This is a genomic window from Phaeobacter gallaeciensis, assembly GCF_001678945.1.
In the GTDB taxonomy this organism is placed as follows: Bacteria; Pseudomonadota; Alphaproteobacteria; order Rhodobacterales; family Rhodobacteraceae; genus Phycobacter; species Phycobacter gallaeciensis_A.
The window spans coordinates 3693051-3719232 of record NZ_CP015124.1 but is presented as its reverse complement, the minus strand read 5'-3'; the positions used below and the strand labels follow the sequence as shown (position 1 = coordinate 3719232).

Annotated in this window: 26 protein-coding genes; 24 read left to right on the top strand and 2 right to left on the bottom strand. The window is 62.9% G+C overall.

The genetic code is table 11. The features are described 5' to 3' along the window. The first annotated feature begins 308 nt into the window (after positions 1-308). The 24 genes from JL2886_RS17560 to JL2886_RS17445 all read left to right on the top strand — a co-directional run bounded on the left by JL2886_RS17560 (position 309) and on the right by JL2886_RS17445 (position 24779). Positions 309-1355, top strand: coding sequence for a glycosyltransferase family 2 protein (locus JL2886_RS17560; protein ID WP_065273798.1), 1047 nt, complete (start codon positions 309-311; stop codon positions 1353-1355). After that, on the top strand, positions 1352-1975 hold the full coding sequence (locus tag JL2886_RS17555; protein ID WP_065273180.1) for a sulfotransferase: 624 nt from the start codon (positions 1352-1354) through the stop codon (positions 1973-1975). The genes JL2886_RS17560 and JL2886_RS17555 overlap by 4 nt, the downstream gene beginning before the upstream one ends. A gap of 2 nt (positions 1976-1977) precedes the next feature. After that, entirely contained in the window at positions 1978-4323 is a 2346-nt protein-coding gene (locus JL2886_RS17550) for a glycosyltransferase family 2 protein (protein WP_065273179.1), read from the top strand. A 4-nt stretch (positions 4324-4327) separates the two neighbouring features. Continuing rightward, a complete protein-coding gene (locus JL2886_RS17545; protein WP_065273178.1) occupies positions 4328-5017 on the top strand; it encodes an FkbM family methyltransferase in 690 nt (229 codons plus the stop codon). Positions 5018-5021: 4 nt separating this feature from the next. After that, positions 5022-6164: a glycosyltransferase family 2 protein gene (locus JL2886_RS17540; RefSeq protein ID WP_082996118.1), complete on the top strand. Its 1143-nt coding sequence runs from the start codon at positions 5022-5024 to the stop codon at positions 6162-6164. Between the two features lie 114 nt (positions 6165-6278). Continuing rightward, a complete protein-coding gene (locus JL2886_RS17535) occupies positions 6279-7235 on the top strand; it encodes a phosphoadenosine phosphosulfate reductase (RefSeq protein ID WP_065273797.1) in 957 nt (318 codons plus the stop codon). A gap of 121 nt (positions 7236-7356) precedes the next feature. Continuing rightward, complete coding sequence (gene pyrC / locus JL2886_RS17530) at positions 7357-8412, top strand: dihydroorotase (RefSeq protein ID WP_065273177.1); 1056 nt, start codon at positions 7357-7359, stop codon at positions 8410-8412. Between the two features lie 142 nt (positions 8413-8554). After that, positions 8555-9235, top strand: a complete 681-nt coding sequence (locus JL2886_RS17525; protein ID WP_065273176.1) for an orotate phosphoribosyltransferase — start codon at positions 8555-8557, stop codon at positions 9233-9235. A 254-nt stretch (positions 9236-9489) separates the two neighbouring features. Continuing rightward, positions 9490-11016 (top strand): replicative DNA helicase, encoded by a 1527-nt coding sequence (locus tag JL2886_RS17520; RefSeq protein WP_065273175.1) that lies wholly within the window; start codon positions 9490-9492, stop codon positions 11014-11016. Positions 11017-11055: 39 nt separating this feature from the next. Further along, positions 11056-11505 (top strand): YybH family protein, encoded by a 450-nt coding sequence (locus JL2886_RS17515; RefSeq protein ID WP_065273174.1) that lies wholly within the window; start codon positions 11056-11058, stop codon positions 11503-11505. 108 nt (positions 11506-11613) lie between these two features. Then, complete coding sequence (gene alr, locus JL2886_RS17510) at positions 11614-12651, top strand: alanine racemase (RefSeq protein ID WP_065273173.1); 1038 nt, start codon at positions 11614-11616, stop codon at positions 12649-12651. Continuing rightward, complete coding sequence (locus tag JL2886_RS17505; protein WP_065273172.1) at positions 12648-13430, top strand: MlaE family ABC transporter permease; 783 nt, start codon at positions 12648-12650, stop codon at positions 13428-13430. The genes alr and JL2886_RS17505 overlap by 4 nt, the downstream gene beginning before the upstream one ends. Then, positions 13427-14173, top strand: a complete 747-nt coding sequence (locus JL2886_RS17500; protein ID WP_065273171.1) for an ABC transporter ATP-binding protein — start codon at positions 13427-13429, stop codon at positions 14171-14173. Before JL2886_RS17505 ends, JL2886_RS17500 begins: the two co-directional genes overlap by 4 nt. Before the next feature lie 199 nt (positions 14174-14372). Continuing rightward, positions 14373-14822 carry a paraquat-inducible protein A gene (locus tag JL2886_RS17495; RefSeq protein WP_065273170.1) on the top strand — a complete coding sequence of 150 codons (450 nt, stop codon included), beginning with the start codon at positions 14373-14375 and terminating at the stop codon, positions 14820-14822. A gap of 275 nt (positions 14823-15097) precedes the next feature. After that, a complete protein-coding gene (gene radA, locus JL2886_RS17490; RefSeq protein ID WP_065273169.1) occupies positions 15098-16465 on the top strand; it encodes a DNA repair protein RadA in 1368 nt (455 codons plus the stop codon). A 42-nt stretch (positions 16466-16507) separates the two neighbouring features. After that, the gene (locus JL2886_RS17485; RefSeq protein ID WP_065273168.1) at positions 16508-17062 is read left to right on the top strand and encodes a CvpA family protein; all 555 of its coding nucleotides are present in this window, start codon (positions 16508-16510) and stop codon (positions 17060-17062) included. A 400-nt stretch (positions 17063-17462) separates the two neighbouring features. Continuing rightward, positions 17463-18140, top strand: a complete 678-nt coding sequence (locus tag JL2886_RS17480) for a Hint domain-containing protein (RefSeq protein ID WP_065273167.1) — start codon at positions 17463-17465, stop codon at positions 18138-18140. 218 nt (positions 18141-18358) lie between these two features. Then, on the top strand, positions 18359-19816 hold the full coding sequence (gene purF / locus JL2886_RS17475; protein ID WP_065273796.1) for an amidophosphoribosyltransferase: 1458 nt from the start codon (positions 18359-18361) through the stop codon (positions 19814-19816). Between the two features lie 162 nt (positions 19817-19978). Next, positions 19979-20521: a DUF2199 domain-containing protein gene (locus JL2886_RS17470; protein WP_065273166.1), complete on the top strand. Its 543-nt coding sequence runs from the start codon at positions 19979-19981 to the stop codon at positions 20519-20521. Between the two features lie 121 nt (positions 20522-20642). After that, positions 20643-20909, top strand: a complete 267-nt coding sequence (locus JL2886_RS17465; protein ID WP_065273165.1) for a hypothetical protein — start codon at positions 20643-20645, stop codon at positions 20907-20909. 54 nt (positions 20910-20963) lie between these two features. Continuing rightward, complete coding sequence (locus JL2886_RS17460) at positions 20964-21620, top strand: SDR family NAD(P)-dependent oxidoreductase (RefSeq protein WP_065273795.1); 657 nt, start codon at positions 20964-20966, stop codon at positions 21618-21620. 362 nt (positions 21621-21982) lie between these two features. Continuing rightward, positions 21983-22768: a 5'/3'-nucleotidase SurE gene (surE, locus tag JL2886_RS17455; protein ID WP_065273164.1), complete on the top strand. Its 786-nt coding sequence runs from the start codon at positions 21983-21985 to the stop codon at positions 22766-22768. After that, entirely contained in the window at positions 22765-23412 is a 648-nt protein-coding gene (locus JL2886_RS17450) for a protein-L-isoaspartate(D-aspartate) O-methyltransferase (RefSeq protein WP_065273163.1), read from the top strand. The genes surE and JL2886_RS17450 overlap by 4 nt, the downstream gene beginning before the upstream one ends. Positions 23413-23573: 161 nt before the next feature. Continuing rightward, entirely contained in the window at positions 23574-24779 is a 1206-nt protein-coding gene (locus tag JL2886_RS17445; RefSeq protein WP_065273162.1) for a peptidoglycan DD-metalloendopeptidase family protein, read from the top strand. A 30-nt stretch (positions 24780-24809) separates the two neighbouring features. On the opposite strand, the gene JL2886_RS17440 is transcribed toward JL2886_RS17445, so the two are convergent. Both JL2886_RS17440 and JL2886_RS17435 read right to left on the bottom strand, forming a co-directional pair. Next, positions 24810-25214, bottom strand: coding sequence for a GFA family protein (locus JL2886_RS17440; protein WP_065273161.1), 405 nt, complete (start codon positions 25212-25214; stop codon positions 24810-24812). A gap of 3 nt (positions 25215-25217) precedes the next feature. Next, entirely contained in the window at positions 25218-26060 is an 843-nt protein-coding gene (locus tag JL2886_RS17435; RefSeq protein ID WP_065273160.1) for an ATP-binding protein, read from the bottom strand. Between the last annotated feature and the right edge of the window lie 122 nt (positions 26061-26182).

Below are 26182 nucleotides of genomic sequence, written 5' to 3'. Positions count from 1 at the left end.
ACCAAGAGGCCATGCGCCCAGCGCGCGGTCAAGGCTGGTCTGCCCCCGTTTTCGGATTGTTGATTTCGTTTGTTGGGCAACACTTCGACAAGGGTTAACGGCTATACACCCTGCAATGATTGACGCAGGGCGCCCGCCCTGCCATGGATTTTGGCAATGACGATAGCCCCGGCTGCACCCGATCCATGTGTAAAGACGACGTGCGGTAACGAGAGGCAAGATGCAGGCGGCAAGGCAACAGATCGAATGATGCGCCACGGATCAACACAGCCCGGCACTTCGCGCCGGGACGCCAAAGGGGATGCATGATGCGCATCACCGCCGTCACCTGCGTCAAGAACGAAGGCCCGTTCCTGCTCGAATGGATCGTCTATAACCGGCTGATCGGGGTCACGGATTTCCTGTTCTATTCCAACGATTGCAGCGATGGCACTGATGACCTGCTTGATGCATTGGCAGCGCGGGGGCTGGTGCAGCATCTGCCCAACCCGGCCGAGGGGCGCAATTACCAGATGGAGGCGCTGAAACACGCGCGCCTGCAGACCATCGTGACGGATGCGGACTGGGTCTGGGTGGCCGATGTGGATGAGTTCCTGAATATCCATGCAGGAGACCACACAATCCCCGATCTGATCGCGACCTGTGGCAATCCCCAGGCGATTTCGGTCAGCTTCCAGTTCTTTGCCAACGACGGGGTCGAGGCCTTCGAAGACGCGCCGGTGATCGCCCAGTTCACCCGCTCGCACAACCCGGATATCTGCTGCGCCGATGGTTCAATCGAGGTCAAGACGCTGGTACGCCGCGATTTTCCGCTGCAATACTATGGCGCGCATCGCCCGTTCTTCCGCAAGGCTTTGGCCGAGGACAAGCGCCCCGCCTGGACCGATGGCGGCGGCCGCCGGGTGCCCTTCCGGTTCCTTATGGCTGCAAACCGCGATCATATCCGCAAACTCCCGGCCAAAGGCGCCCGCAGCCTTGCGACGCTGAACCACTATGCGCTGCGCTCGCTCGACAGCTATCTGGTGAAAAACGACCGCGGCGATGTGAACCGGGAAAACCGCGCCTTTGACGATACCTATTGGCGCGAGCGCAATGACCCCGCCTATCAGGACCTGTCGATCCAGCGTCATCTCCCGGCGCTGGAGGCGGCGCTCGCCGATCTGAAATCCGACCCCGAGATCGCCACCCTGCACGAGGAGGCGGTGCGCCTGCACCGTGCGAAACGCGATGAACTGCTGGCCCAGCCGAGCTATCAGGCGATGCGCGATCAACTGCGCGCCGCCCCCGCCCTGCCGCCGCAGGAAGAGGCGCTGTTGCGCGACCTGGGCCTCTGGACCAAAGAGGCGGCGCAATGAGCCTCAAGGTCATCAACCTCGGCCTGCCGAAATCGGGCACCACCACGCTGGGCAAGGCGCTGTCGCAGGCGGGTTATTCCGTGGCCGATCACCGCCTGCGCGACCGCGAGGAAGACAAACCCGGCAAGCGGCGGATTTTCGTCGGCAGCCTCCTTTACAAAGGACTATATGAGCGCGGCGATCCCATGGCCTATCTGGATGGTTTTGATGCGCTGTCAGAGGTGAGCTTTATCCATGGCAAATTCTCGGTCTGGCCGCAATTCGATTTTGCCCTGCTGAAAGTGCTGAAGGATCTCAACCCGGGGCTCAAATTCATCGCCACCCGGCGCGATGCGGCCAGTCATTCCAAATCGATCATGGCTTGGAACAATCTTGGCACCGCCCGGCTGCCCGCCAGCACGGTGCCTGGCCTGCCGATCGGATACGGCAAGACGGCGGAACAGCAGATGATCTGGATTGACGGTCATTACGAGGCGCTGAAACACTGGTTCCGCGAGGACCCCGATTACCTTGAGATCAACGTCGCCGATGCCGGTGCGCAAGCGCGGGTGGGCGCGTTCCTTGGGCGCGATCTGCCCTGGTGGGGCCAGGCCAACGTCAACCGGAAGGCACGTTCCTGACCATGCGCATCGTTCTTCATATCGGGCTCGAGCATACAGGCGCCGAGCGGCTGCAAAAGGTTCTGGCCCACAAACGGGACCAGTTGCGCGGCAAGGGCGTGTTGTTTCCCACCTCTCCCGGCGGCAGCAATCACACGCGCCTGTTCATGGCGGTGACGGATCCCGATCACGTGGACCCGCTACGCCACGCCCGCGGCCTTGCCGATCCCGAGCGGCAGGCGCTGTTGCGCGAAAAACTGAGCGCCGATCTGGTCCGTGAGGTCAATGAGGCGCAGCCGGACATTCTGATCCTCACGGCCTCGCAACTGGGCAGCAGGCTGCACCGGCGCAGCGAGCTGATGCGGCTAAAAGATTTGCTGACCCCGCTATCCGGCGACATCAGCATCGTGGCGCATCTGGACGATCCCACCCGCCTGCTGGCGCGCAGTTATGGCGCGCAGGTGCTGAACGGGCGCGCTACCCCGCTGGAACGCGAACTGGCGCTGGCCGATCAACCGGACTGGTGGCAAGCCTGCCTCGCGCATCAGCCGCAGATCAGACCGCAGGAAAACCAGTTCGAAGAAACCGAAGGCGCCCCCTTCTGGCTGGATTATACGGCCTTGCAACAGCATTGGGAGAGCGTTTTCGGCGCCGGGTCCATGAGCTTCCGCTCTTACGACGAGGCGGTGCTTTACGGGCCGGAGGCCACCAAAGAGATCCGCGCCGCCTTCGGCATTGCGCAGCAGATCGGCCGCTGCGGCGCTGCAACACCGCCCGCGATGCCTGTCGCGCCGTGGCTGACGCGGGCGCGGCAGCTCAATACGCTGCTGCAGCATATCACCCTGCACCGGAACAGGATCGTGCCACCGAAAATGTGGCGCGGTTTCCTGAATGAGCTGCAGATTGGCGGCGCGCCGATGGACCCGGCGCAGCTGGCCCGTATCTCAAACCGGTTTGCCGCCGCAAATCAGGCGCTTGCCGAGCAGCACCCCGGATTGTCTGCAGCCAACTTCGCCACCCAGGCCGGTGCCCAAGACCATTCCGGCGCAAAGTGGCAGGAGGCGGACCCGGAAATGGGCTTTCGCGCCTCGCAATACCTGCTGCGCTTCATGCCGCAGATTGAGGCCGCAACCCACGCCTCCCGACCAGCGGAAGAGGCCAAGCCGGACCCAGCCGCCACGGAACCCACCGCGCAGGCCCGCAAAGTGATGACCCCGCTGGCGTTAAAAAACTTCGAAATGCTGCAAACATCGCCCTTCCGGCCGCATGACAATCTCGGCGTACTGGATGAAACCGCGCGTGCCGCCCCCTATGCGGAGGTGCCCCGCCGCGCCCTGCCTCAAGGCAGCAGCGGCAATGTGATCGTCGGCTGCATGAAGAACGAGGCGCCGTATATTCTGGAATGGGTCGCCTATCACCGCGCCATCGGCGTGGACAACTTCCTGATCTACACCAATGGCTGCGAGGACGGCACCGCCGAGATCCTCGACCGGCTGCAAGAGCTGGGCATCCTGCAGCACCGCAACAACGACGACTGGCGCGGCAAGTCTCCGCAGCAACACGCACTGAACCAATCGCTGCAGGAACCGGTGATCACCCAGGCCGATTGGATCGTCCATATCGACGTTGATGAATTCATCAACGTGCGCTGTGGCAACGGCACCCTGCAGGATTTCTTTGACCGGGTGCCGGATGCCACCAATGTGGCGATGACCTGGCGCCTGTTTGGCCATAACGATGTGACACGGCTGTCGGACGAATTTGTCATCGGCCAGTTTGATGCCTGCGCGCCGAAATACTGCCCCAAGCCGCACACGGTCTGGGGCTTCAAGACGATGTTCAAAAACACCGGCGCCTACCAGAAGATCAGCTGCCACCGCCCCAACAAGCTGCAGGACGGGTTCCGCGATCAGGTCCGCTGGGTCAACGGATCGGGCCGCGACATGACGCAGGATGTGCTCGACAACGGATGGCGCAACTCGCGCCGCTCCATCGGTTACGATCTGCTGCAGCTCAACCACTACGCGCTGCGCTCGGCCGAAAGTTTTCTGGTCAAACGTCAGCGCGGACGTGCGCTGCATGTGGATCGCTCCATCGGCCTCAACTACTGGATCCGCATGGACTGGAACGACCACAGGGACGTCACCATCCAGCGCAACCTGCCGCGCCTGCGCGCCGAATATGACCGGCTGATGGAGGATGCGACCCTGCGCCAGTGGCACGAAAAAGGCCTCGACTGGCATCGCGCCAAGGCCGAGGAACTGCATGGGATGGAGGAATTCGAAACCCTTTACCGGCAGGCTCTGGACGTAAAACTGACCGCAACCGAACGCGTTGCATATGCGCTTGCGCTGGATATGGAGAGCTGAAGACATGACCGCCGCAGCCACCGACCCGTTTCTGACCTGTCTGGATATGAAGTTCCCGCTGGACAAGGCGGTGCTGCCGCCGCGTGTGCGTAAACTGCTGCGCACCGGCGCCTATGAGGCCAAGGAGGCCGTGGCCGCGAAGAAGCTGATCCGCACCGGGGATGTGGTGATGGAACTGGGCGGCGGTATCGGCTTTATGTCGACGCTGGTCGCCACCCAGACCCCGGCGCAATCCGTGCATTCGTTCGAGGCGAACCCCCAGCTCTTGCCCTATATCGACCGGGTGCATGCTCTCAATGGCGTCCAGAACGCCAAGGTGACCCATGCAGTGCTCAGCGACAGCGACGGCACCGCGCCCTTTTACGTGCGGCCCAACTTCCTTGCCTCTTCCCTGACACCAATGGCCGAGGATGGCCCTGACGTTCAGCAGGTCGAAGTGCCGATGCGCGACATGAACCGGGTGATGGCAGAGCTGAAACCCAGCGTGCTGATCTGCGATATCGAGGGCGCCGAGGCAGAGCTGTTGCCCAAGATGGACCTGTCCTCGCTGCGTGCGGTGCTGATCGAAACCCATCCGCAATGGATCGGCAAGGCAGGCATCCGCAAGGTCTTTCAATGCCTTGATGCCGCCGGTCTGGTGTTCTTCCCGCGCTGGTCGCATGGCAAGGTCGCCGTGTTCCGGTCCGACTGGTAGGACCATGCGGTATCTGGCCATCCTTACCCTGCGCAACGAAGGCGCCTTTCTGCTCGAATGGCTGGCCCATCACCGCGCCGTGGGCTTCACCGATTTCCTCGTCTTTTCAAACGACTGCCAGGACGGCACCGACAGGATGCTGGATCGGCTCGATGATCTTGGCCACCTGACCCATGTGCGCAACGACGGCCCCTACGGCAAGGGTGGCATCCAGTTCAGCGCCCTGAAGCTGGCGGACCGGCACCGGCTGGTGAAAAAGGCCGACTGGATCATGGCGCTGGATATCGATGAATTCGTCAATATCCACGCGGGCCGTGGTCAGTTGGGCGACCTCTTGGAAGCGCTGCCCGCGGCCGACGCCATCACCCTGACATGGCGGCTGTTCGGTAATGGCGACACCCTGCGCTATGAGGACACGCCGGTGACGGAGCAGTTCACCCGCTGCGCCCCCGAGGTGATCCACTGGCCCTGGCGCGCGGCGATGTTCAAGACGCTTTATCGCAACGACGGCACCTATCGCAAAACCGGGGTGCACCGCCCGCGCGGGGTAGAGGACGACAGTGCGCTTGAGCAGTTCCGCTGGTTCGATTGCGAAGGGCGAGAACTAGGGCCGCAGTTCAAGACCCGCCGCCTGTTTTCCGACTACGGCCAGCCCAACCACCGGCTGGCGCAGCTGAACCACTATGCGCTTGGCGCGATGGAAAGTTTCGTCCTGAAGGCAGACCGAGGCCGCGCGGTACATTCGGATCATATGCTCGATGTGGATTACTGGGTCGAACGCAACTTCAACACCGATGAAGATACCTCCATTGCCCGCTACAGCGAGGCACGCGCCGCCATTCAGGCGCTGCTGCTGGAGGATGGCAAGCTCGCCCGCCTGCACGAAAAAGCCGTGGCCTGGCGTCACGCCCGGTTCCGCGAGCTGATGTTGCAGGAACCGTTTCGCGCCCTCTTTGCCCGGCTATTGATGACCCCGCCCTCGCGCCCGATCAACGCGGTCACGGCGCGCACCCTGGCCGGGTTCGCAACATTGGGACGCCGGGCCGAACAGGCACTCAGCGACAGCGCGCCACAAGCGCCCCCGGAGCAATCGGCAGACCGGGCCAACGCAGAGACCGAGACGCCCAAAGAGAGCGGCACGGACTGACCCGCGCAGAGCCGGAAAACTGGCATGAGTTTTTCTCAATTTTGCCGCATTCCGCCCCTAGTTTCAGACCCAACTACCGGTCCGTCAAAGGTCCGGAGGCAGAGGATCATGGGCATGCAGGACGGTTCAGACGCGCTTGAGACAGATCTTTCCGGGCTGAAACCAGCCCAGTGGAAAGAGCGGCTTGCTGTGCTCAGCGAGGAACTGGGTATGTTCCAGCCTCTGGGCGCGCGCCACTGCGCCGCCTTCATCGATCAGGGCAACACGCTGCTCGTGAGCTTTGAAACCATCCAGGGCATCCAGAGCCTGTCCGAACTGGCGCAACCCCTGGGCTTTGATTTGGTCCGCAACCTTGGCTGGTCGCATCTGTGCATGATTTCGGATGGCGACACCTGGTTCCGCGACGAACAGGTCTTTGGCTTTATCGACCAGCTGATCGACGACGGGTTCTTCGAGGAATTCGACAATGTCATCTTCTATGGCGCCGGCCCCTGCGGCTATGCGGCCAGCGCCTTTTCGGTGGCGGCCCCCGGCGCAACCGTGGTGGCCATCCAGCCGCAGGCGACGCTGGATCCGCGCATGACCGAATGGGACGAGCGGTTTATCGAGATGCGCCGCACCTCTTTCACCGACCGCTATGGCTATGCGCCCGATATGCTGGACGCCGCCGATCATGCCTTTGTCCTGTATGACCCGCGCGAACATCTGGACGCCATGCATGCAGCTCTGTTCGCTCGCCCCAATGTCACCCGCCGCCGTCTGCCGGACTTTGGCGAGGCGGTGCAAACGCGGCTGATCGAGATGGATGTGCTCTATCAGATCCTGTCGATGGCTGGTTCGGGCAAGCTGACAGATCTGGCTTTGTCACGCGTTCTGCGCGCGCGGCGCAACAACACCGCCTATCTGCGCAACGTCATGGGACACCTCGACAAACGCGACCGGCCGTATTTGATGACCCTGCTGTGCCGTAACGTGACTGCGCGCCTGCGCGCGCCGCGGTTCCGGCAACGCTTGCAGAACCTGCGCAAACGCGCCGCCGAGGGTGATTTCACCCTGCCGCCGGAACGCTGATCCCAACGCGCCCCTCGCCGTCTGATAGAATAGTTATGCCCAGCACCGGGCACCGGTGACAGATCGTCCTGTGGCGGGCTTCTTTCTTCCCCTTTCTGCGTGCCTGTGCTAACGCGGCGCCATGACACAGACCACGCCCCAGACGCTGACCCTCACCCGCCCCGATGACTGGCATCTGCACCTGCGCGATGGCGCCATGCTGCAGGCCGTGCTGCCGGAAACCGCGCGCCATTTCGGCCGCGCCATCATCATGCCCAATCTGGTGCCGCCGGTGGTAACCGGGGCGCAGGCCGCCGCTTATCGCGATCGCATCCTGGCCGCGCTGCCGGGCGACATGTCCTTTGAGCCGCTGATGACGCTGTATCTGACCGAGGACACAGATCCCGGCGATATGGCCGCGGCCCATGCCAGCGGGTTGATCAAGGCGGTGAAACTCTACCCCGCCGGGGCCACCACCAATTCGGCTTCGGGCGTGCGTGATTTCGACAAGGTGCGTCCGGTGCTGGAGAAAATGGCCGAAATCGGCTTGCCGCTTTGTGTGCATGGTGAGGTGACCGACAGCGACATCGACATCTTCGACCGCGAAGCCGTGTTCATCGACCGGGTGCTGGACCCGGTGCGCCGCGCCACACCGGGCCTGCGCGTTGTGATGGAGCATATCACCACCGCCAACGGCGTGGACTATGTGAAGGCCAACGCGGCGGACCTTGGCGCCACCATCACCACCCATCACTTGATCATCAACCGCAACCACATCCTGGTTGGCGGCATCAAACCGCATTATTACTGCCTGCCGGTGGCCAAGCGCGAAGAACACCGCCTGGCCCTGCGTGCGGCGGCGACCTCGGGCGATGCGCGGTTCTTCCTCGGCACGGATTCGGCCCCCCATACCAACCCCAACAAGGAAAGCGCCTGCGGCTGTGCCGGCTGTTTCACCGCCACCAACACCATGGCGCTGCTCGCCCATGTGTTCGAAGAGGACGGCGCGCTGGACAAGCTGGAAGGCTTTGCCTCGAAAAACGGCCCGGCTTTCTACCGCCTGCCGGAAAACGACAGCACCATCACCCTGGTCAAACAGGACGCCCCCACCGCCTTCCCGGAAAAGATCGAAAGCGGCGAAGGCCCGGTGACGGTCTTCGATCCCGGCTTCCCGGTGCATTGGACGGTTCAGGCGTGAGCCCGAGGCGGATCCTTGCCAAAATTCCCCGGACCGCATGCGGTCCGGTTCGCGCCCGACCCGTCCCCAATGGCGGGCGCGAAAACCTGCGTGGCATTGCGGCTGCGCATGGGGAAAGACATTCAATTTGCGGAGCTGCCACATGATCCCCTCCTCCTACCCCTCTGCCGAAGAAATCGCCCGCCTCTCTGCCCGGATGCTGCTGGAAATCGGTGCGGTGAACTTCAACACCGAAACGCCCTACACGCTGGCTTCCGGCCTGCCCTCGCCCAGCTATATCGACTGCCGCAAGCTGATCTCCTTCCCGCGCATCCGCGCGACGCTGATGGATTTCATGACCGTCACCGTAATGCGCAACGCAGGCTTTGAAGCCTTCGACAATATCGCGGGTGGTGAGACAGCCGGTATTCCCTTTGCCGCGCTGGTGGCCGAGCGCATGGCGCTGCCGATGACCTATGTGCGCAAAAAGCCCAAAGGGTACGGCCGCAACGCCCGCATCGAAGGCGCGATGAGCGAAGGCGAGCGGGTGCTGCTGGTCGAGGACCTGACCACCGATGGCGGCTCGAAACTGTCCTTTGTCGATGCGATCCGCGAAACCGGCGCCACCTGTGGCCACACGGCGGTGATCTTCTACTACGACATCTTTCCTGAGACGACCAAGACGCTGGGCGATCACGGGGTCGAGCTGCACTACCTCTGCACCTGGTGGGACGTTCTGGCCGAGGCCCGCGCGCAAGAAGCCTTCAGCACCGAAACGCTGGATGAGGTGGAGAAGTTCCTCAAGGACCCGCGTGCCTGGCAGGATGCGCATAAATCCGCCTAAAACGCGCAGGCAGGCCCGGCCTGCCGTTTAAGCCCTGATCCAGCACGTCAGTTCGGCAGAGCAGCCCCTGTGTGCTGGATACTTTATTTGGGCGCACATCCGTGCCATGCTACCCGATATAGCGCCCCGCCCTACGGGGGCCGTAAAGATCCCCAGACACCGGGCAGCTATCCACAGGTTGCCCACAGGGATTTCCAGATGGCTTTGGGCCAGCGAATTGACCTATCTATCCGGACCGAATGAAGAGAGCCGTGATGAACGAATTGACCCCATTTGATGGCGACCAGCCCCCCGCACCCATGCCCGAACCTGATGCCCCGCAGCAGGCCAGCGGCATGGAGGCAAACGAGCTGCCCCATTCGGTCGAAGCCGAACAGCAGCTTCTGGGGGCGATCCTGACCAACAACGACGTCTATGACCGCGTGGCGTCGATCATCAATTCCACCCATTTCTACGACCCGGTCCACACCCGCATCTATGAAATCGCCGCGGCGCGGATCTCCAAGAACGCGCTGGCCTCTCCGGTGACGCTGAAGGCCTTCATGGAAGATGATGAAGGGCTGAAGGAGCTGGGCGGCCCGGCCTATCTGGCAAAACTGGCCGGGGCCTCGATCTCGGCCTATGCTGTGCGCGACTATGCTCAGATGATCTATGATCTGGCAATCCGGCGCGAGCTGATCGCGCTGGGGCAGTCGATCTCTGACAAGGCGCGCCGGGTGGATGTGTCCTCGGAGCCGAAAGAACAGATCGTCGAAGCGGAACAATCGCTCTATCAGCTGGCCGAACAGGGCCAGACCGAAAGCGGTTTCAAGTCCTTCCTGAAAGCGGTGACCGAGGCGGTCAACGTCACCAACGAGGCCTATCAGCGTGGCGGCGGCATGGCCGGGATTTCCACCGGTCTTGATGATCTCGACAAACAGCTGGGCGGGTTGCACCCGTCAGACCTTCTGATCCTTGCGGGCCGCCCCTCGATGGGTAAAACCTCGCTCGCGACCAACATCGCCTTCAACGTCGCCAAGGCCTATAAACGCGGGGTGAAACCCGATGGCACTGAAGGCGCCGTGGATGGCGGCGTGGTCGGCTTCTTCTCACTCGAGATGAGCGCCGAACAGCTGGCGGGGCGTATCCTTGCCGAAGCATCCGAGATTTCCAGCCACAAGATCCGTCAGGGTGACATGACCGAAGGCGAATTCCGCCGCTTCGTGCAGGCCGCCAAGGATCTGGAAAGCTGCCCGCTCTTTATCGACGACACGCCCGCCCTGCCGATTTCGCAGCTAGCCGCCCGCGCCCGCCGCCTGAAGCGGACCCACGGGCTGGACCTTCTGGTGATCGACTACCTGCAGCTTTGCCGCGGCATGTCCGACAACCGGGTGAACGAAATCGCCGAAATCTCGATGGGAATGAAGGCCATCGCGAAAGAGCTGAACATTCCGGTGGTGGCCCTGTCACAGCTCTCTCGTCAGGTCGAAAGCCGGGACGATAAACGCCCGCAACTGTCGGACCTCCGGGAATCCGGCTCGATCGAACAGGATGCCGACGTGGTGATGTTCGTGTTCCGCGAGGAATACTACAAGGAACGGGAAAAACCCGGCGATCACGAGCTGGACAAGATGGAAGAGTGGAAACAGGCGATGGAGCGCCTGCATGCCAAGGCCGAAGTGATCGTCGGCAAACAGCGTCACGGTCCCATCGGCACGGTCGAATTGTCGTTTGAGGCGCAGTTCACCCGCTTTGGCAACCTCGCCAAATCCTGGCAGCAGCAGCCGGACGGCTACGAATAAAGCAGGCTTTCCCAAAACAGCACAGCCAGAGGACACCCAATGCGCATCCATGATTTCATGCAGGCCTACAAACGGGTCTGGGAGGCGCAGGATTCCGATGGCTTTGCTGCGTTATTCACCCCCGACGGGCAATATTGGAACACGCCCTTTCAGGTGCAGACCGGCCCCGACGAACTGGCCCGTTACTGGGATCGGATCAAGCTGCAACAGGATATATGCCTGACACCCTCGGTTCTGGCCGAAACGCCCACCGGGGGCATCGGCCACTGGAACGTCACCTATCAGGTCGCCAGCGAGGAATTGTTCCAGATCTGGGCAAAATCCACTGGCACCGGCCTGCCCGACCGCCAGCCCGGCGATCCCCTGCCCCGGATGGAGCTGGACGGCACCCTGGTTGCCGATCTGAACGAGCAAGGGCTTGCCACCTGTGTGCGGATTTTCTGGCACTCCAACGTCTCCATGCCGACAGCGGCAAAAGACCGCGACTGACCGCCTGAATGCCCTGCCACAGGCGGGAGCACGCCAAGGAGGCCATGCCCAGGCCAAAGCAGGGCGAATTCCACTTGACCCCTGCGGCGCGCATGTCATGAACGGGGCATGAGCACGGCAAGACTGACAATCAATCTGGATGCGCTGGTGACAAACTGGCGGAACCTGAACACCAAGACTAACTGCGAGACCGCCGCAGTGGTCAAGGCAAATGGATACGGCCTCGATTCAGGCCGCGTCGCCACCGCTCTGGCCAAGGCCGGAGCGCGCAATTTCTTTGTGGCCATCGCCGAGGAAGGCGTCGCCCTGCGCCGCGCCCTGGGCCCCGGTCCGGGGATCTCGGTCTTTTCCGGTCATATGGAGGGCGATGCAAAACTCCTGCGCGACTTCCAGCTGACGCCGATGCTGAATTCGCTCGATCAGATGCTGCGCCATTTCGAGGCGCTGCCCGGCCACCCCTTTGGTGTGCAGCTGGACAGCGGCATGAACCGGCTGGGCATGGAGCCTGGCGAATGGGCCGCCGTGCGCGATATCGCACTGGGCCAGAACCCGGTGCTGCTGATGTCGCACCTTGCCTGCGCGGATGAGCCGGACCACCCGATGAACCCGCAGCAATTGAAAGCCTTCCAGGAGATGACCGACGGTATCGAAGTGCCCCGGTCCCTCTCGGCCACCGGCGGCATGCTGCTGGGCCGTGATTACCATTTCGATCTCTGCCGCCCCGGTATCGGTCTTTACGGTGGCCGCCCATTTGGCGATGCCCTGCCCGTGGTACAACTGGACCTGCCGGTCATCCAGATCCGCGACCTGATGCCCGGTGAGACCGTCGGCTATGGCAACACCTGGACCGCGCCGCGCCAATGCCGCATCGCAACCGTCGCGGCGGGCTATGCAGATGGACTGCTGCGCCGGATGACCGATGGCGACATCAAGGCCTATGCCGGAGCCACGCCCTGCCCCGTTGTGGGCCGCATTTCCATGGATCTGATCACCATCGACGTCACCGATCTGTCCGAGGATCCTGCCGTTCTGACCCTTCTGAACGAGCAGCAGACCGTCGACACGCTGGCCGATGCAGCAGGTACCATCGGGTATGAGATCCTGACGTCTCTTGGCGCGCGCTACGCAAGGACCTACCAAGGATGAGCCCGCTCGCCCTTCTTGCCCGTATCGGTCGGCTGGTTCTGCACATGCTTGCAGTTGTCGGCCGGGTCGCGCTTTTTGGGCTCTCGACGCTCAGCCACATGATCCGCCCGCCGTTCTACGGCAAGGAAACGCTGCAGGCGCTTCTGCACATCGGCTGGCTGTCGCTGCCGGTGGTGGGGCTCACCGCGATCTTTACCGGCGGCGCGCTAGCGCTGCAGATCTACGCAGGTGGCGCGCGCTTCAATGCCGAGGCCGTGGTGCCCCAGATCGTCGCCATCGGCATGGTACGCGAACTTGGCCCGGTGTTGGTCGGCCTGATGATCGCTGCCCGCGTCACCTCCTCCATCGCGGCGGAGATCGCCACCATGAAGGTGACCGAGCAGATCGACGCACTGGTGACGCTCTCAACCAATCCGATGCAATACCTCGTTGCCCCCCGCGTGCTGGCGGCCTTCCTGACCGTGCCATTGCTGGTGGGTATCGGCGACATCATCGGTATCGCTGGTGGTTACGCGGTGGCGGTACACAATCTCGATTTTAACGCGGCGGCTTACCTCAAGAACACCGTGGATTTCCTTGAAACGCTCGACATCGTCTCCTCGCTGGTCAAAGGCGCGGCCTTCGGCACCATCGCAGCGCTGATGGGCTGTTACTACGGCATGCAATCGGGCCGCGGCGCCCAGGGCGTCGGCAGCGCCACCAAAGGATCGGTCGAGGCTGCTGCCATCCTGATCCTCGCCGCCAACTTCCTGCTGACGGGGGTCTTCTTCTCGGTATGATCAAGCTCGACAACGTCCACAAGGCCTTCGGCTCCAACCAGGTTCTGCGCGGTATGACGCTGGAGGTTCCCAAAGGCACCTCAATGGTGATCATCGGCGGCTCCGGCACCGGCAAATCGGTGGCGCTGAAATGCGTTCTCGGCCTTATCAAACCCGACAGCGGCAGCATCCTGGTCGATGGAAAACCGGCGGATGCAGGCGACCGCGATGCCTTCCTCGCCCGCTTTGGCATGCTGTTTCAGGGTGGTGCGCTGTTTGACTCCCTGCCCGTCTGGCAGAACGTCGCCTTCCGCCTGATGCGCGGCGCGCTGAAACGCCCCGCAGAGGAAGCCCGCGAGATCGCCGTCGAGAAACTGCGCCGCGTCGGCCTCAAACCCGATGTCGCCGACCGCCTGCCGGCCGAACTCTCGGGCGGCATGCAAAAACGCGTCGGCCTCGCCCGCGCCATCGCCGCCGAGCCGGAAATCATCTTCTTTGACGAGCCGACTACCGGCCTTGATCCGATCATGGCAGGCGTTATCAACGATCTGATCCGCGAAATCGTGGTCGAAATGGGCGCCACCGCCATGACCATCACCCACGACATGACCTCGGTGCGTGCGATTGCCGACAATATCGCGATGCTGCACGACGGGGTGATCAAGTGGACCGGCCCCGTTGGCCAGATGGATGACAGTGGCGATCCCTACCTCGACCAGTTCATCCACGGCCGCGCGGAGGGTCCGATCGAGGCCGTGCGCTGAACATCCCCGCCGAAAGGTATTCTCTCCACTCAAGGCCAGCGCCTGACCCTGGGTGGGCGCAATAAGCGCCCTCCCGTGGGGAGGGTCGGGCGCTGGCCGGGCCACAGGTGCCCCGGCCGGGGAACGCTCAACACCTTTCCCCCTTCCAAATCGGCGGCAAAGGGCACACATCTAGGCAAAGTCACCGAACCGGACCCACATGATCCTGCGCCTTACCACCCTCTCGCTCTTGATCCTCTACCCCATCGCCTGGTTCGCGCCGCTGATGCGCGCGGGGCTACTGCCGCTGTTCGGCCTCAGTGAGATCAGCGTCATCACCGGCCTGCAATCCCTCTGGGGCAGCGACGTGATACTGGCGCTGCTGGTCACCTTCTTTGCCATCTTCGCGCCCTATCTCAAGACCATCGGCCTTGCGCTGGTGCAATGGGACCTGCTCGATCCCCGCGCCCAGCCGGTGCTGCATGTCCTGGGGAAGCTCGCGATGGCCGATATTTTCCTCATCGCGCTCTATATCACCATTGCCAAAGGCATCGGCTATGTCACGATAGAGACCGGCTGGGGCCTCTACATGTTCTCCGCCTGCATCCTCGCCTCCATCGCCCTCGGCCTCCTCACCGAACGCCACCTCCGATCAGATCCGGGTCAATGACGGCGCCCCGCGCCGCCTTGCGCAGCAAGGTCGCAGATCATTGACGCGGATCTGATCACTCACACACTCGAAATCGCGCCTTCAGGGCAGACCTGCCCCTGAAGCGCTTCCCCAGCAAATCTTGCGCGCCGCGCCAGCGGCGCCCCCTTAACAAATGGCACCGCGGCAGCGGTGCCGGGCCCAACCGGAGCGGATCGCCAAAGGGGATCGCGCGACGGGCGGGAGCACCGCCTTCCAGGCTTGAACAAACCCTGAACATGAGGCAGAACAGCCGCATGGCAAAATCATCTTCCTTCTCCTGCTCGGCCTGTGGCGCCAGCTTCTCCAAATGGTCCGGCCGCTGCGAAGGATGCGGCGAATGGAACACCATCACCGAGGACAAGGGCCTCTCTTCCGGCGGCCCGGCCAAGAAATCCCTCGGCATGCGGCGCGGCAGGACCATCCCGCTCACCGATCTCGCGACCGAGGAAACCCCGCCACCACGCAGCCATTCCGGCGTTGGCGAACTCGACCGGGTGCTGGGCGGCGGGCTGGTCGCGGCCTCTGCCATTCTGGTCGGCGGCGACCCCGGCATCGGCAAGTCGACCCTGCTCCTTCAGGCCGCCGCGCGCTTTGCCGAGGCAGGCGTCAAAACCGTCTATGTCAGCGGCGAGGAAGCCAGCGCCCAGGTGCGCATGCGCGCGCAGCGCCTTGGTCTGGCGCAGGCGCCGGTAAAGCTCGCCGCCGAAACCAACCTGCGCGACATCCTGACCACGCTGGAAGCTGAACGTCCGCAGCTCGCCATCATCGATTCCATTCAGACAATGTGGGCCGACCACGTCGACAGCGCGCCGGGATCGGTCAGCCAGGTCCGCGCCGCCGCGCATGAGCTGACGACCTTTGCCAAATCCAACGGCATCTCGATCATCATGGTCGGCCACGTCACCAAGGAAGGCCAAATCGCCGGTCCCCGCGTGGTCGAACATATGGTCGATACCGTGCTTTATTTCGAAGGCGAGCGTGGTCATCAGTTCCGCATCCTGCGCGCGGTGAAGAACCGCTTTGGCCCCGCGGATGAGATCGGCGTCTTTGAGATGACCGGCGCGGGTCTTTCGGAGGTGATCAACCCCTCGGCACTGTTCCTTTCCGAACGGGGCCAACCCTCGCCCGGCTCAGTCGTCTTTGCCGGCATCGAAGGCACCCGCCCCGTGCTGGTCGAGCTTCAAGCGCTTGTTGCCCCCTCGCCGCATTCACAGCCGCGCCGCGCCGTGGTGGGCTGGGACTCATCGCGACTTGCCATGATCCTTGCCGTGCTGGAGGCGCGCTGCGGCATTCCCTTTGCCGGGCTTGATGTCTATCTGAACGTCGCGGGCGGCATGAAAATCTCAGAGCCTGCTGCCGATCTGGCGGTGGCAGCAGCATTGCTAAGCGCCCGCGAGGATACGCCACTTCCCGCCGATACCGCAATATTCGGAGAAATCTCACTATCTGGTGCCCTCAGACCGGCGCCTCAGACCGAAAACCGGTTGAAAGAGGCGCAAAAACTTGGTTTCACCTCAGCCATTGCCCCCGGCGGCGGCAAATCCGTATCCGTGAAAGGCCTTTCCCAGCGCAAGGTCAGTGATCTAACCGGTTTTGTTGGCGAATTCTTCGGGGCCGGCTAAAGTCGCCGAAAGAATTTTACTGCGGGCTAACGGGCGAGGGACATGGAAGGTTTCACCATTATCGACGGGGTCGTGGCCCTGGTCATCATTGTATCGGCATTGCTTGCCTACTCACGCGGCTTGGTACGCGAAGCGATGGCAATCGCCGGCTGGGTTGCCGCAGGCGTGCTGGCCTTCATGTTTGCGCCGCAGGTCGAACCCCTGATGGCGGAAATCCCGGTGCTGGGTGAATTCATCGCCGACAGTTGCGAACTCTCGATCATCGCAGCCTTTGCCGCGGTCTTTGCCCTGGCGCTGATTGTCGCCGCCTTCTTTACTCCGCTCTTTGCCTCGCTGGTACAACGCTCGGCGCTTGGCGGGCTGGATCAGGGTGCTGGCTTCTTCTTCGGGGTGCTGCGCGGCATCCTTTTAGTGGCCATCGCCTTCTTCCTCTACAATGTGGTGATGACCGGTCAAAGCTTTACCATTGTTGACGAAAGCCGTTCTGCTGTCGTGTTCGAACGCATGATCGGAAAGATCGAAGCGCGCAATCCCGAGCAGGCGCTTGGCTGGGTCACTCAGCAGTATGAGGCCCTGATCGGCGCTTGCGAAGGCTGACACGCGGCCATCGCAGCACTGTGAACAGTTTCGAAAGGGCGCCCTATGGGCGTCCTTTTTGCTTTCATATCAAAATCATACCCCCCCAACCCCGCGCAAATTTTGCCCTTACTCCGCGCCGTTACACGGTTTGCGCGTCGATTCGCGTCTGAACAGGGCGCCTGGAATCACGCCCCAGTCACGTTTTTAAATTTTACCCGCTGACAAGGGTTAAAAGTTAACAAAACCTGTCTCTACACGGGTAAATCGTTAACAATCCCAGCCAAAATCGCCGTTTTGTCCCCAGAAAATCGTTCAAATTCTAAATTGGCCGCACCCTTGCCCCATTTTCGGCCCAATTCGGGGGCCACATAGGATCAACGACAGGCAGAAAGCCACTATCACTCAGAAGGGACACGACATGTTTCTGGATCATTTCAACTCTTTCGCTGACTACCAGCCGGTGGACATGCTGTTGGATTTTCCGATGTTCCAGAGCGCGCCCCTGCAGTACACCCCGGCGCAGAGCCGCAGCGGCGGTTTCCTGCCCTCGACACTGGTTGAAACCGACCGTGGCTTTGTACAGGCCCGCGACGTTAAGCCCGGCGACATGATCTACACCTATGATGGCGGCGCGCAGGAAGTGAAAGACGTGAGCCACGCGGTGCCGCGCCTCACCACCCTGATGCATGTGCCCGCTGGCGCCCTTGGCAATGACACCGACCTTCTTCTGCCCGCCGATCTGACCGTTGCACTGGAACTGGACGCGGCTGAGCGCCTGTTCGGTGTGCCGCTCATCACGGCCAAGCTGATCTCCCTGTCGGGTCACAAAGGCATCAAGGCCGCAGCGCCGGAAAGCATCGGCCGCATTCACATCACCTGCGACGAAGAAGAACTGCTCTGGGCCGAAAGCGGCATGCTGGTTCTGGCTGGTGACGGTGGCCTTGACGGCGCCTTCTGCGAGCTGTCGCTCAGCGAAGTGCGTCAGGTTCTGGCCAGCGAAGACGGCCGCGCCCTGGCCCTGACCGGCATGGGCAGCGAAGACGCACGCTTTCCCGCGCCCTTCGACGATATTTTTTCCCCAGCTCTGGCGGCGTGAACCGCCAGTGTTACCCCGGCTTACGACCACAGGATGCTGCGGTTTGCCAAGGATGTCGCCCCAGACTTCGCCTTTTATCCGGGCAGTAACCGGGCGCGACAAATAAAGCTTTGCCGAATTCAATTGTGATCCTTTGATGACATCCGCTGCCTAAGGCACTATGTGAGGGCCATCACTCAATCCCGGATTCGGAGCCACACGCCTTGCCGATGCCGCAGATGCCACCCGCACACCCCTTTGATGACGACAAACTCCGCGAAGAATGCGGTGTGTTTGGCGTCGTAGGCGTTCAGGACGCCGCCAATTTTGTCGCCCTCGGCCTGCACGCCCTGCAGCACCGCGGCCAGGAGGCAGGCGGGATCGTCTCCCATGATCCTGCCGAGGGCTTTAACAGCGTGCGCCGCTTTGGCTATGTGCGCGACAACTTCACCTCGCAGGATGTGATGGCCACGGTGCCCGGCCCGCTGGCCATCGGCCACGTGCGCTACTCCACCGCCGGGTCGAAAGGCCAGACCGCGATCCGCGACGTGCAGCCCTTCTTTGGCGAATTCGCCATGGGCGGCGCCGCCATTGCCCATAACGGCAATATCACCAATGCCAACGCCCTGCGCCGCGAGTTGATCGAGCGTGGCTCGATCTTCCAGAGCTCATCCGACAGCGAATGCATCATCCATCTGATGGCGCGCTCCATGGGGCGGTCGATCCCCGACCGCATGGAAGAAGCCCTGCGCAAGGTCGAAGGCGCCTTTTCCGTCGTCGCCATGACCCGTACCAAGCTGATCGGTGTCCGTGACCCGCTGGGCGTGCGCCCGCTGGTCCTCGGCAAGATTGGTGATGGCTACGCGCTCAGCTCGGAAACCTGCGCGCTGGATATCATCGGTGCCGAGTTCATCCGCGAGATCAAGCCGGGTGAAATGGTGGTGATCAACGACGAGGGTGTGCAAAGCCACTTCCCCTTCCGTCCCCAGCCGTCGAAGTTCTGCATCTTCGAACATGTCTACTTCTCGCGCCCCGATTCGATTCTCGGTGGCCGCTCGGTCTATGAAACCCGCGAGGCGATTGGGCGGGAACTTGCCAAGGAAAATCCGGTTGACGCCGACCTCGTCTGCCCGGTGCCTGACAGCGGCACACCGGCGGCAATCGGCTATTCGCTGGAATCGGGAATCCCTTATGCGATGGGGATCATCCGCAACCAGTACATGGGCCGGACCTTCATCGAGCCGACCGAACAGATCCGCAATATGGGCGTGCGTCTGAAGCTGAACGTCAATCGCGCCCTGATCGAAGGCAAGCGGGTCATCCTGGTGGACGATTCCGTGGTGCGCGGCACAACATCGCGTAAGATCAAGGAGATGATCCTGGATGCCGGCGCCAAGGAGGTGCATTTCCGCATCGCCTCCCCGCCCACCGCATGGCCCTGTTTCTACGGTGTCGACACCCCGGACCGGGACAAGCTGCTCGCTGCCTCGATGAGCGAGGAACAGATGGCAGAACATCTGGCGGTGGACAGTCTCAAGTTCATTTCGCTGGATGGTCTGTACCGCGCCGTCGGTCAGTTCCAGGGCCGCGACAAAGCCTGCCCGCAATACTGCGACGCCTGCTTCTCGGGTGAATACCCGGTCACCCCGTCGGATATGATCGACCGGGGGTTTGAAATGAAGCCCGCAGCAGAGTAAGAGAGCCGCGAACAGATATAGGGAGGGCGCTGATCCGTGTGATCGGCGCCCTTTCCTATGGTCCCGGACAGCCGTCCGGACGGCACAAGCCGAATACCACGACCCGAAGACCACGACCCGAAGACCACGAAAGGCCATTCCTTGGACGCCCATCTTGCCCGAATGCTGACCTCTGCGCGCCAGTGCCGTTGTTGCGGTGCCACCTTTGCGCAATTGCTGAGCCTCAGTTGCGACCGGCCTGACGTGTGCTCCGACGATCTGGTGGTGCAGGACAACTCCGCAGTGCTGGAGGAACGCGGCGATGTGCTGACCGAGGATTTCTGCCGCTATGGCAAACTGCGCTTTGTGCGCGCGGTGCTCGCCCTGCCGCTGGCCGACAGCCGCGGCGCCGAGTTCCTGCTGGGCACCTGGGCCAGCCTCAACGAGGATGACTTTGACGCCTATCTCGACCTGTTCGACATGCGCGAAACCGAAAGCATGGGCAGCCGCCCGGCCTGGCTGGCCAATGCCATCCCGCCCGAAAGCGGCGCCCCGGTGGCCTGCATGCTGCATATGCGCCCCGAAGGCGAATACCCCGAACTACAAGTCTCGGAGTCCAACAATGCTCTGGCCCGGCTGCAGCAGACTGGCGTGCAGCTCGAAGAACTGTTGGAGCTACTCTACGCCTATGGCCACGACCTGCCCTCTCTCGTCTATGACTCCTGATCCCTGATACCGCCCCGTGGGGCGGCCCGACACCACGACGCGACCATCCGCCGTGACTGGCCCGCTGCCCGGGCCATCCGGGCGGACGACTTCCACCAAGCTTGCAAAGCAAACACTCCGAATGACAAAGACACGTACATCGACACCGGCCCAGGTGGCCGCAACCGCAACGCAGCACGTAGAGGCCCCCGAGGGCCGCATCGCCCTCCTTGGCATCTTCGGCTCCGAAGACAATCTGTCGGCGCTGGTGCAGTTTCCCGGTGGGCGCACCCGCAAGGTGACCACCGGGCAGCGCCTCGGTCGTTCCGAGATCATCGCCATCGACAAGCGCGGCCTGCTGATCCGCTCCGGCAATACCACGGTGCAGATGACCATGCCCGGCAGCTAATCTGCCGCGCATCAGCCCCTTGACCCGATGCCTCAACAGGCCCAAAAGGCGGACATGACACAGAAACTTGCTCTTATCACCGGCGCATCGCGCGGCCTTGGCGCCGCTCTGGCCGAGGCGCTTGCCCCGACGCATCACATCGTTGCCGTGGCCCGCACCACCGGCGCTCTGGAAGAGCTAGACGACCGGATCAAGGCCAAGGGCGGCAGCGCCACGCTGGCGCCGATGGACATCACTGTCCCCGAGGCCATGGCAACCCTCTGCCGCGGCATCCACGACCGTTGGGGCCAGCTGGACCTTTGGCTGCATACCGCCATCCACGCAGCCCCGCTCAGCCCGGCGCCATTTGTAGCGCCCAAGGACTGGGAAAAATCCGTTGCGGTGAACGCTACCGCAACCTCGGTGCTGATCCCCTATGTGGCGCCGCTGCTGGGCCAGACCGGGCGGGCGGTATTCTTTGACGATCCGCGCGGTGGCGAGAAATTCTTTGGCGCCTATGGCGCAACCAAGACCGCGCAGATGGCGCTGGCACGCAGTTGGCAGGCCGAAAGCGTCAAAACTGGTCCGCGGGTCGAGATCTTGCAGCCGCAGCCGATGCCAACCGCCCTGCGCGCACGTTTCTTCCCCGGTGAAGATCGCGAGGCGCTGACACCAGTACAGGACGAGGCCGCACGCCTGCTGCCCCTGATCCTGATCCTGAACGACGACTAAGCGACAGCATCAGCGGGAACCAGCCAAATTGCGGCTCCCGCCCCCGCTCTCTCATATCACAGATATACGGATCGGCGTTGGGCCGGGCGCCGCGCCTGTGCCGCGGCGCGGTTGCGCCTTATCCCGTCCGCTCCTCCTGCCCCGCAGGCGTCAGCCTGCCCGGCCCAACTGTGCGGGGGCATTCGCAGGATGCACCCAAAGCAGGCGGGAGCGATCCCGGGTGCGGGTGAAACCTGACCAAACCTGTAACAAGCTGTGGCGCCTTTGCCCCGTTCCCCACTTCGCGCGCAGGCCTTCCGTGAAAGACTTGCCCCCTCATTCCCCACGTCCTATTCAGATCAAAACCAAGACAGGGGAACGTGATGCGCATTCTGGTTACCAACGACGACGGGATCAACGCTCCGGGGCTGACGGTTCTGGAAGCCATTGCGCATGAGGTTGCCGGACCAGATGGTGAGGTCTGGACCGTTGCCCCCGCGTTCGAGCAATCCGGCGTCGGTCACTGTATCAGCTACACCCGCCCCTCGATGCTGAGCCAGCTGGGCGAGCGCCGCTTTGCCACCGAAGGCTCTCCCGCCGACTGCGTACTGGCTGGCGTGCACGTGGCGATGGAAGATGTGATGCCGGATCTGGTCCTGTCGGGGATCAACCGCGGCAACAATTCCGCCGAGAACGCGCTTTATTCCGGCACCCTTGGCGGCGCGATGGAAGCAGCCTTGCAGGGCATTCCGGCGATGGCGCTGTCGCAGTATTTCGGGCCGCACAACGCGCAGCTCGACAACCCTTTCGAAGCCTCTGCCGAACATGGCGCCGCGCTGATCCGCGACATTCTGAAGGCCAGCCCGCAGGAGCCCACCGAAGGCTACCGGCTGTTTTACAACATCAACTTCCCGCCGGTGCCCGCCGCCGCCGTCAAGGGGGCCCGCGCCGTGGCCCAGGGTATGCGCCATGGCACCCGGTTCTCGGCCCAGGAGCAGCAATCGCCGAACGGGCGGCGCTACGTCTGGATCAAGGGGGGCGATCAGCATGTGCACACCGCGCCGGACACCGATGCTTCGGTCAATTTGGACGGCTATATCTCGGTCACCCCTATGCGCGCGGACCTGACCGCCCATGACGCCCTCCACGCGCTCAAGGTTCTGGAATGACCGCACCCGATCCCGAAACCAAGATGCAGTTCCTTTTTGCGCTCCGCTCGCGCGGGGTCACCGATAGTCAGGTCCTTGAGGCCATGGAGCAGATCGACCGCGGGCCTTTTGTGCGCGGGATCTTTGCCGAACGCGCCTATGAGGACATGCCGCTGCCGATCGCCTGCGGCCAGACGATTTCGCAGCCGTCGGTTGTTGGACTGATGACGCAGGCGGCGCAGATTTCGCCGCGCGACACGGTTTTGGAGGTCGGCACCGGCTCTGGTTATCAGGCGGCAATCCTGTCGAAACTGGCGCGCCGGGTCTATACCATCGACCGCCACGCCCGGCTGGTGCGTGAGGCCCGGGCCCTGTTTGATGCGCTGCACCTGCCCAATATCACCTCGCTGGTGGGCGACGGCAGCCACGGTCTGCCGGATCAGGCGCCGTTTGACCGCATCATCGTCACCGCCGCCGCCGAGGATCCGCCCGGCCCGCTGCTGGCGCAGCTGAAACCCGGTGGCATCATGATCGTTCCGGTGGGCCAGTCGGACACGGTGCAAACGCTGATCCGGGTGCGCAAGTCCGAAACCGGCCTTGAATATGACGAATTGCGCCCGGTTCGCTTCGTGCCCCTTCTTGAGGGCCTGGGAAAAGACACGTAGATAGGGGAAAAGCCACCGCATCAGGGCAATGCCTCCTTTCCCGGATCCTGCTCTGTCGCAGTGAACAACAAAAGACGCCGACGTTGCGGCCCTGCCCGGAGCTTCCTGATCCGAACCGGCACGGGCGCCAGCTCCAAATGACGTGTTCCGAGGAGAGCGAGATGACACAGAACGCCCCCATCCTGTCCCGACGCGTGGCAAAGACCTTGGCGATATTGCCAGTCGCTGCCCTACTTGCCGCCTGTGACGGGCCGCTGGATTATGACCTGAGGGGGCAGATCGGCGCCTTCAACACCACTTCAGCAGCCAAAAGCGCCACCAGCGACCGCCCGGCTCCGGATGCGCGCGGGTTGATCACCTATCCCTCCTATCAAGTGGCCGTTGCCCAGCGCGGCGATACGGTGGCTGATGTGGCAACCCGGATCGGCCTGCCCAGCGGTGAAGTGGCACGCTTCAACGGCATGCAGCCCGGCGATACCCTGCGCAAGGGCGAGGTTCTGGCCTTGCCGCGCCGCGCGCCCGATGCGCCGGTAACGGCAGGAACCGCCCAGCCCGGCGGCGTCGACATCGCCTCGCTGGCTGGACAGGCCATCGACCAGGCCCCCGAAACATCGCCCAACCCCGGATCGGTCACCACGACCGAGCTGAAACCGACGCCCCGCCCGGCCCCGACCGAGGTGCAGGACGGCCCCGAGCCGGTGCGTCACAAGGTAGTGCGCGGTGAAACCGCCTATACGATCTCACGCCTCTATCAGGTGCCGGTCAAGGCGCTGGCCGAATGGAACGGTCTGGGCAGTGATTTCTCCATCCGCGAAGGCCAGTATCTGCTGATCCCGCTGAAGGATCAGAGCGCCCCGGCACAGCCTGCCGCAGACACCACCCTGCCCGGCGCAGGCAGCGCCACGCCAACACCGCCGAGCGCCACCAAACCGCTACCGGATGAGGATATCGCCCCGGCTGCGGAAGAGGTCGCCCCGCTGCCCAAGGTCGAGGTGCCGGAGCCGACGCGCAAGAATGACGCCGCCATGGCCTATCCCCTGCAGGGCAAGATCATCTCGACCTACTCCAAGGGGCGCAACGAAGGCATCGATATCGCCGGGGCGCCGGGCGCTGCGGTCATGGCTGCAGATGCCGGTACCGTCGCCGCGATCACCAAGGATTCAAAGAACATCCCGATCATCGTGGTGCGTCACTCCAACAAGCTGCTGACGCTCTATGTGAATGTCACGGATATCTCGGTCAAAAAGGGCGACAAGGTCACCCGTGGCCAGCCCATCGCCAAACTGCGCGATGGCGACGATGCCTTCCTGCATTTCGAGGTCCGCAATGGCTATGAAAGCCTGGATCCGCTGCCCTATCTGAACTGACTCCTGTCCCGCGGCGTCGGGCCTGCGCGGTCAGTCTTCATCGGACTGACCGCCCTCCCGGTTACCCGCGAAGTGCTGCATCCGCGGAAATTCGGGCAGCCAGCTTTCCCGGCGCCGGGTCCAGAGCTCATACTCCGGCACCAGTTGGTCTGGCGCGTCCAGCGCGCCGAGATGCAGCTCAATCTCATCATCCGTGCGGGCAAAGACGGATGAGCCGCAGCGGGGGCAGAAATGGCGCCCCTCATAGGCGTGCGTCTCACCGGTGACAGACACCGCTTCTTCAGGAAATACGGCGGCTGCATAGAACAGCGCGCCGTGGTGTTTGCGGCAATCAAGGCAATGGCAGATCCCCACCCGGCGCGGCCTGCCCCGCGCGGTGATACGCACCGCGCCGCACAGGCACCCGGCGGAAAACTCTGCCTGCGCCCCGGCCATGGCTCAGCTCAGCGTGACGCCATGGCGCCCGGCCAGATCGGTGAAATACTGCCAGGCCACCCGCCCCGAGCGCGCCCCGCGCGTCGCCTGCCATTCGATGGCCTCAGCGCGGATCACCTCAGGATCGGCGGAAACCCCATAGGCGGTGCAATAGCCTTCGATCATCTCCAGGTATTCATCCTGATCACACGGGTGGAAGCCCAGCCACAGTCCGAACCGATCGCTGAGCGAGACCTTTTCCTCCACCGCTTCGGAGGGGTTGATGGCGCTGGAGCGTTCGTTTTCGATCATGTCGCGCGGCATCAGGTGACGCCGGTTCGATGTCGCGTAGAACACCACATTATCCGGGCGCCCTTCGATACCTCCATCCAGCACAGCCTTCAGGCTTTTGTAGTGCTGATCATCATGACTGAACGACAGATCATCGCAGAACAGCACAAAACGTTTCGAGGAGCCGCGCAGATGGTTCAACAGCCGCGCCACTGAAGGCAGATCCTCGCGCTGCAATTCCACCAGTTTCAGATCCGGGTGCTCCGCGACAAGGCTGCCATGTATCGCTTTGACAAGGCTTGATTTTCCCATACCCCGCGCGCCCCACAACAGGGCGTTGTTGGCGGCGGAACCTTGTGCGAAGCGGCGGGTGTTTTCCAGCAGCGTATCGCGCGAACGGTTGATCCCCACCAGAAGATCCAGATCGACGCGGTTTACCGTTTCGACCGGCGCCAGACGGTCCGGGGCCACGTGCCAGACAAAGGCCGGAGCCGCATCGAAATCAGGGGCCGCCAGCGGTGCGGGCGACATCCGCTCCAAAGCCTCGGCAATGCGTGTCAATGCATCCTCGTTCATCGGGTCCTCCGTATCGATTGTTGCGCATGACAAACCATGTTCCGACCCTAGCAACAAGATGCTTTGCCGGGTGGCGGCGCGGCAAAAGGGGCGACACATGCGCGCCGCCCCCTCTCTTCTCT

What these genes read in the sequence shown, in the direction of transcription:
- JL2886_RS17560 (WP_065273798.1), top strand. Translation starts at nt 309, where the DNA reads ATGCGCATCACCGCCGTCACCTGCGTCAAGAACGAAGGCCCGTTCCTG.
- JL2886_RS17555 (WP_065273180.1), top strand. Translation starts at nt 1,352, where the DNA reads ATGAGCCTCAAGGTCATCAACCTCGGCCTGCCGAAATCGGGCACCACC.
- JL2886_RS17550 (WP_065273179.1), top strand. Translation starts at nt 1,978, where the DNA reads ATGCGCATCGTTCTTCATATCGGGCTCGAGCATACAGGCGCCGAGCGG.
- JL2886_RS17545 (WP_065273178.1), top strand. Translation starts at nt 4,328, where the DNA reads ATGACCGCCGCAGCCACCGACCCGTTTCTGACCTGTCTGGATATGAAG.
- JL2886_RS17540 (WP_082996118.1), top strand. Translation starts at nt 5,022, where the DNA reads ATGCGGTATCTGGCCATCCTTACCCTGCGCAACGAAGGCGCCTTTCTG.
- JL2886_RS17535 (WP_065273797.1), top strand. Translation starts at nt 6,279, where the DNA reads ATGCAGGACGGTTCAGACGCGCTTGAGACAGATCTTTCCGGGCTGAAA.
- pyrC (WP_065273177.1), top strand. Translation starts at nt 7,357, where the DNA reads ATGACACAGACCACGCCCCAGACGCTGACCCTCACCCGCCCCGATGAC.
- JL2886_RS17525 (WP_065273176.1), top strand. Translation starts at nt 8,555, where the DNA reads ATGATCCCCTCCTCCTACCCCTCTGCCGAAGAAATCGCCCGCCTCTCT.
- JL2886_RS17520 (WP_065273175.1), top strand. Translation starts at nt 9,490, where the DNA reads ATGAACGAATTGACCCCATTTGATGGCGACCAGCCCCCCGCACCCATG.
- JL2886_RS17515 (WP_065273174.1), top strand. Translation starts at nt 11,056, where the DNA reads ATGCGCATCCATGATTTCATGCAGGCCTACAAACGGGTCTGGGAGGCG.
- alr (WP_065273173.1), top strand. Translation starts at nt 11,614, where the DNA reads ATGAGCACGGCAAGACTGACAATCAATCTGGATGCGCTGGTGACAAAC.
- JL2886_RS17505 (WP_065273172.1), top strand. Translation starts at nt 12,648, where the DNA reads ATGAGCCCGCTCGCCCTTCTTGCCCGTATCGGTCGGCTGGTTCTGCAC.
- JL2886_RS17500 (WP_065273171.1), top strand. Translation starts at nt 13,427, where the DNA reads ATGATCAAGCTCGACAACGTCCACAAGGCCTTCGGCTCCAACCAGGTT.
- JL2886_RS17495 (WP_065273170.1), top strand. Translation starts at nt 14,373, where the DNA reads ATGATCCTGCGCCTTACCACCCTCTCGCTCTTGATCCTCTACCCCATC.
- radA (WP_065273169.1), top strand. Translation starts at nt 15,098, where the DNA reads ATGGCAAAATCATCTTCCTTCTCCTGCTCGGCCTGTGGCGCCAGCTTC.
- JL2886_RS17485 (WP_065273168.1), top strand. Translation starts at nt 16,508, where the DNA reads ATGGAAGGTTTCACCATTATCGACGGGGTCGTGGCCCTGGTCATCATT.
- JL2886_RS17480 (WP_065273167.1), top strand. Translation starts at nt 17,463, where the DNA reads ATGTTTCTGGATCATTTCAACTCTTTCGCTGACTACCAGCCGGTGGAC.
- purF (WP_065273796.1), top strand. Translation starts at nt 18,359, where the DNA reads ATGCCACCCGCACACCCCTTTGATGACGACAAACTCCGCGAAGAATGC.
- JL2886_RS17470 (WP_065273166.1), top strand. Translation starts at nt 19,979, where the DNA reads ATGCTGACCTCTGCGCGCCAGTGCCGTTGTTGCGGTGCCACCTTTGCG.
- JL2886_RS17465 (WP_065273165.1), top strand. Translation starts at nt 20,643, where the DNA reads ATGACAAAGACACGTACATCGACACCGGCCCAGGTGGCCGCAACCGCA.
- JL2886_RS17460 (WP_065273795.1), top strand. Translation starts at nt 20,964, where the DNA reads ATGACACAGAAACTTGCTCTTATCACCGGCGCATCGCGCGGCCTTGGC.
- surE (WP_065273164.1), top strand. Translation starts at nt 21,983, where the DNA reads ATGCGCATTCTGGTTACCAACGACGACGGGATCAACGCTCCGGGGCTG.
- JL2886_RS17450 (WP_065273163.1), top strand. Translation starts at nt 22,765, where the DNA reads ATGACCGCACCCGATCCCGAAACCAAGATGCAGTTCCTTTTTGCGCTC.
- JL2886_RS17445 (WP_065273162.1), top strand. Translation starts at nt 23,574, where the DNA reads ATGACACAGAACGCCCCCATCCTGTCCCGACGCGTGGCAAAGACCTTG.
- JL2886_RS17440 (WP_065273161.1), bottom strand. Translation starts at nt 25,214, where the DNA reads ATGGCCGGGGCGCAGGCAGAGTTTTCCGCCGGGTGCCTGTGCGGCGCG.
- JL2886_RS17435 (WP_065273160.1), bottom strand. Translation starts at nt 26,060, where the DNA reads ATGAACGAGGATGCATTGACACGCATTGCCGAGGCTTTGGAGCGGATG.